At 58.9% G+C, this 5,402-nt stretch carries 6 protein-coding genes and 1 pseudogene; all 7 read left to right on the top strand.

The window, feature by feature from the left end; genetic code table 11:
- Positions 1-354: hypothetical protein (locus ECTPHS_RS14875; protein WP_008933298.1), on the top strand; the 354-nt coding region annotated here is incomplete at its 5' end.
- A gap of 63 nt (positions 355-417) precedes the next feature.
- The gene (locus ECTPHS_RS13395; protein WP_008933297.1) at positions 418-1,395 is read left to right on the top strand and encodes an Ig domain-containing protein; all 978 of its coding nucleotides are present in this window, start codon (positions 418-420) and stop codon (positions 1,393-1,395) included.
- A 248-nt stretch (positions 1,396-1,643) separates the two neighbouring features.
- On the top strand, positions 1,644-2,126 hold the full coding sequence (locus ECTPHS_RS13390) for a GspH/FimT family pseudopilin (protein ID WP_040406123.1): 483 nt from the start codon (positions 1,644-1,646) through the stop codon (positions 2,124-2,126).
- Positions 2,126-2,521 (top strand): type IV pilus modification protein PilV, encoded by a 396-nt coding sequence (gene pilV / locus ECTPHS_RS13385; RefSeq protein ID WP_008933295.1) that lies wholly within the window; start codon positions 2,126-2,128, stop codon positions 2,519-2,521. The genes ECTPHS_RS13390 and pilV overlap by 1 nt, the downstream gene beginning before the upstream one ends.
- 9 nt (positions 2,522-2,530) lie before the next feature.
- Entirely contained in the window at positions 2,531-3,607 is a 1,077-nt protein-coding gene (locus ECTPHS_RS13380) for a PilW family protein (protein ID WP_141565367.1), read from the top strand.
- A gap of 10 nt (positions 3,608-3,617) precedes the next feature.
- Positions 3,618-4,115, top strand: coding sequence for a PilX N-terminal domain-containing pilus assembly protein (locus tag ECTPHS_RS13375; RefSeq protein WP_008933293.1), 498 nt, complete (start codon positions 3,618-3,620; stop codon positions 4,113-4,115).
- A 69-nt stretch (positions 4,116-4,184) separates the two neighbouring features.
- Positions 4,185-5,402: pseudogene (locus tag ECTPHS_RS13370) on the top strand (hypothetical protein); the annotation flags it as partial.

The raw sequence follows: 5,402 nt of genomic DNA, 5'->3' as shown, positions 1-5,402 counted from the left end.
AACATTCAGATTACCGTTGAACGTGCAAACATCCCGGTTAACCCCCTCGGCGCGGATCCCTGCCTTGGCATTAACTGTTTCACCACCAGCGAGATCAACGTCCGAGTTACCGACAAGAACGGACGCAGCGTCACAGGCAGCGATGATCTCAACGTCATGATGGACCTCAGCACAGTCAATCACGGCTATCTCACCCGCCTTGATGATCCGGCAACAGACGATATCAATGAATTCACGGGACGAGATGAGGATGGAAATATAGTCGCCAGGATGGGGCAGGCCACAGCCCCCATTGGGGCGGGTGGAATCGCCAAATTTTTCTTCACCAGCGGTGCCCTGCCCGGCAGCACATAGCTGACCGCAACCATCATAGATCCGGTCACCGGCCGGGGCATTGATGCGCGGGCCACCATCACCGTGGGATCAACCGCAACCTCCGGTACTCCCGAAGACATACTGATCGTACCGGAGCTGGATGTCATCTTTATACGTGGTCTCAATGCCCTGACCACAACCCGGGTGCAGACATTGGTTCTGGATGAGGCCCGGGGCTCGGTGGCCGACCCGGCCCCCGGGATCAACAATGTCCTGGTGGAAATGCTCTTCTCCCCGGGAACCGGCAACGGAGCCTACCTGACCGGCCGCAATGCCGCGGGTCGCACCATGAGGGGCAATGCCCTGCTCCTGCCGAGCAAGGATGGCGTGGTCACATTCACCGCCGTTGCCGGCAACACGCCGGGGTTCATGGGCCTGCGAGTCTGGGCGGACCAGTCCGACAACAACGTCGATAACGGCCTTTCCTGGCCAGTCTCGGATGTGGGCGTCGTGGTCGTCACCTCCACCGGCATGGGGGGCATCCTGTCCATTCAGACAGACGAACTGCCCGAGGGCGCCGTTGATCTGCCTTATTTTGCCCTGCTGGAAGTCACCGGCGGAATTCCCCCGTACAACTGGCAGATCGCTGGCGGAGGGCTCCCCCCGGGCCTCGCCCTGACCCCCAGCGGCGCCATTTCCGGCACACCGACGGCCGTAGGCAACTACTGCTTCGCCCTGACTGTCACCGATAGCGAAACCCCCGTGGCGCAGATCGCCGGGCCGCTAAGAGCATGCATCGAGGTGGGTCGCGACCCGGCATCTCCGGTCGAAATCACCACCACCAGCCTCCCCAGCGGCACCACCACGCAATCCTACGCCCAGATACTCCAGGCAACCGGTGGCGTACCGCCCTACACCTGGAGCATCATCGGAAATCCTCCGTGGTTGAATCTCAGCCCGGCCGGCGTTCTATATTATGATGCCGCATCCGCTGTTATCGGCACATACAACTTTGGAGTCACCCTGACAGACAGCGGAGGCCAGCAGGTATCCGCGGCCTACACACTGGTCGTGAACTAGGTCGCAAATACCGGCTCTTCCCGGAACTAGCGGGCCAAAGGCGTCGGCAACGCCTTTGGCCCGAATTGCATTCATCCACGGCAACAGGGCGCGGATTGACACGGTAATTCAGCAATCACACCCACCCCCTGCCCAATATTCATGTCGGCTTTTTTTACATTTCAGTCACTTGCCGATCATTCCCCAAAAATCCCCCGCTCATCCAAAGACAGGCGACGCAGAGGCCACCGGGGACTAGACTCATGGGCATGAAAAAATCCGGTTTCACCCTCGTCGAACTGATGATCACCCTGGCGGTGGCGGCCATCCTGGCCACCATTGCCGTGCCCGGCTTCATGAACCTCATCCAGACCAACCGGGTGGTCACCCAGACCAACGAACTGGTTTCCGCGTTCAACCTGGCCCGTAGCGAGGCCATCAAGCGGGGCGAGCGAGTGACGGTCAGGGCCACAACTGCCGGGAATTATGCCGGTGGCTGGTGCGTACACCTGGGTAATGCCTGTGACGGCGATGATCGCCTGAGGATCCATTCAGGCATGCCCAACATGACGGTTACAGCTTCGGATACCGCTCCAATCGTTTTTAATGGGCGGGGCATCAAGCAGTCCCCCGCGGGCACGGTGACCCTGACCATCAGACCGTCTGGCTGTGCCGCCGGCACAACAGGCCGTAGCCGTACCCTTGAAATCATCAACACCGGCCGCGTCAGCGTCACCCAGGGAGATTGCTGATGAAACATCAAACCGGCGTCTCACTGATCGAAGTCCTGATCGCCGTACTGGTGATCTCCATCGGCCTGCTGGGAGTGGCGGGGCTGCAGGCGGTATCCGTCCAGCTCAATCAGAATGCCTATCTGCGCAGCCAGGCCACGCACCTGGCCTATGAAATCTCCGATACGGTGCGGGCACGCGGCGGCGTGAATGCGACCGATCGGGACGACTGGATCCAGCGCGTCAACCAAGCCCTTCCGGTCCCCGCGGGCGCCCAGCCCTCGGTGACTCTGGCCAATGGGGTCATCACCGTCATCATCTGCTGGGAAGAGCGTAATCTGGAGGCTGATCCGCCCAATGTCCCGGCGGAGTGCGGTGATGATCTCATGGGTTTCAGCTTTACCGCCCGGCTCTGACCCCATCACATGGCGATGACAGCAAGCATGCGACAGCCCCCCCCGTCAACAACGCGGAGAACGGACTCCCCGCCACCCTCTGCTCCCCGGCTCTCCCACCAGCACGGACTCACGCTGGTGGAGATGATGGTGGCCATCACCCTGAGCCTGATTCTGACCGCGGGCATGGTCCACATCTTTACAGGCTCCAGCCAGACCTACCGGCTCAATGAGGCGGTATCCCGGGTCCAGGAAAACGGCCGATTCGCCATTGATCAGTTGACATGGGATCTGCGCCAAGCGGGGTTTCGAGGGGGGTGCCGTCGGCAGGTCAACAATCTGCTCAACCTTAACCCCGGCGATGCCGCTTACCCGCTGTTTGATCTTGAGAACGCCATCAACGGCTGGAACAACACCGCGGGCCCGGCACCGGCGGACTACCGCCCAGGCACCGACGTCTTGCTGATCAAACACGCGGCACAGATTTCCGGAGTGACAGCGAGTGGAAATACACCAGCTAACGCTGCCAATATTAATCTGGATCAAGCTAGTACTATACCCCGGGGCACTATCGTCTTTGTCACCAATGTTAATAATTGCGATATCTTTCAGAACCGCTCGAACCTGAATGCCAACAACCTTAATCGAGGTGCTTCGGGCAACCCTGGCAACAAGCCCCCGAACATGCAAAATCAGTTAAGCGCGAGTTATCAAAATGACATGGAAATCTTCCGGCTGCGCAGTCACCTCTATTACATCGGTACAGGCGCCACGGGGGCGCCGGCCCTGATGAGAGTGAGCTATCACGAGGGTCTGGATCAGATCCGGACTGAAGAACTGGTGGAAGGCGTTCGCGACATGCAGATCACTTATGGCGTGGACACGAACGGGAACCGCGAAATCAATGTATTCCAGACAGCGGATCAGGTCACCAACTGGCAAAGAGTACTGGCCATCCGCGTGAGTCTTTTGCTACAAAGCCAACGGGATTTCATGGTGGACGCACCGATGACCGTCGCCTTCAACGGCAACAACGTCACTCCCGGTGATAGACGCTTCTATCAAGTATTCACCACCACCGTCGGCATACGAAACCGCCTGCCATGAGGTGCTTGTCATGACACACCCGCCCCGCCACGGCCTGGTCAACGCCCAGACCGGAAGCGCCCTGATCATCGCCCTGATCTTTCTGCTGCTCATTACCATGATCGGCGTCACTGCCATGCAGAGCACGACCATGCAGGAGCGCATGGCAGGCAACCTGCGTGACGGTTACCTGGCCTTCGAAGCCGCGGAAGCCGCCCTTCGGGAGGGCGAAACCTGGCTGGATAACGGCAATAATATGCTCACGGCGGATGTCACTGCAGCGCTGGTCAACCCGGCACAGTGGGATGGGATCAATCCCTCCCCCACAGGAACGGCCCCGCTGGGAAACCCTGATCTATCCGATAATCCCGTGTTCCACGTCTCCGCGCCACGACTGGTGCGGGTCAATCCGGCGGATCCAACCGCCGGAGTTCGCAGCATTTACCCCATCATTACCCGTGGCCAAGGGGGAACGGCGGCATCCGTGGTCGTACTGCAAAGCCACTGCACACTCCCCTGTCGGCCATGAACCCGGTATTTCGCATTTGCATAGGCCTCACCCAGCCAACAATGCCCGTGATTTCGTAAGGAGTCTGACATGAAATTCCCGGACCCGTCACATCGCACGCTGAAACACAGGCTATTAGCAGGATTGCTGGGCTTCAGCCTGGTAATTCTCGCCGCTACACCGGCGATGGCCAGCGTCAATATTGCCAACAGCCCACTGTTCGTCACCTCCAGCGTGGAACCCAACATCCTCTTCATCATCGACGACTCCGGCTCGATGATGTGGGAGACAATCCCGGATGAGTTCACTTATAAATTCTTCAATGGAAACATCAATTCACTGATGAAATGGGTATTTCCCAGGATCAACAATCTGCATGGTGGAGGTGACTATCACAACACGCCTCGCACGGTGAGATTCACGGGTAACTTGGCCGCCCAAGCAAGGTCTCACCAGATCAATCCCATGTATTACAACCCCGCGGTCACCTACAGGCCCTGGGTGAATGCGGATGGCACGGAAATGCCTGCTGCGCCGCCTGCCGCAGCCCCTAACAGGCCACTGTTCACAACCTATGGCACCCGTAATCTGACTGTAAACAACAGCTGGAACGGGCGTTGGTGGAATGACAACGGAACGATAACCAGCCAAACGGTCACATTTTTCCCCGCAACCTATTACTACCTCGTTGACGATACCAACCCCGAACAGGAAAGCAGCTACCAACGTACCGAAATACGCCCAGAAAATGAGCCTTTCACGGGAGAAGGACGTGAAAAGCGTTCGGACTGCACGGCGGGTTCCTGCACCTACGACCAGGAAATCCAGAACTTTGCCAACTGGTACACCTACCATCGCAATCGCATCTTTGCTTCCCGGGCCGGTATCGGCCGGGCCTTCAGCGAATTTGATGGCGGCATGCGGGTAGGCTACGGGTCCATCAACCACAACCGAACAACCACTGCCAATCTGGATGGTGTGGCCGGGCGTACCGTGATCCGGGGGGTTCGGAATTTTACAGGTAGCCACAAAGAAGACTTTTTTGACCAACTCTACCGTCGCGTCATCCCAACCGAAGGGACACCACTTCGCAGAGCGCTTGAAGGAGCTGGGGAATACTTCTCCCGTACCGACAGCCGCGGCCCCTGGAGCAGTACGCCGGGTGAGCAAGGAGGCGTGGACCTGGCCTGCCGGCAAAGCTTCACCATCCTGATGACCGATGGCTATACCACCGGCAACCTTGCCAGTTCGGGATACGGCGCAGCCAATGCGGCGCGACGCGCCAACACCGATGGCGACACATCCGGC

Origin of the sequence: Ectothiorhodospira sp. PHS-1 (assembly GCF_000225005.1) — a bacterium.
In the GTDB taxonomy this organism is placed as follows: Bacteria; Pseudomonadota; Gammaproteobacteria; order Ectothiorhodospirales; family Ectothiorhodospiraceae; genus Ectothiorhodospira.
The sequence above is the reverse complement of the archived record's forward strand: the minus strand, read 5'-3'. Positions and strand labels throughout refer to the sequence as shown.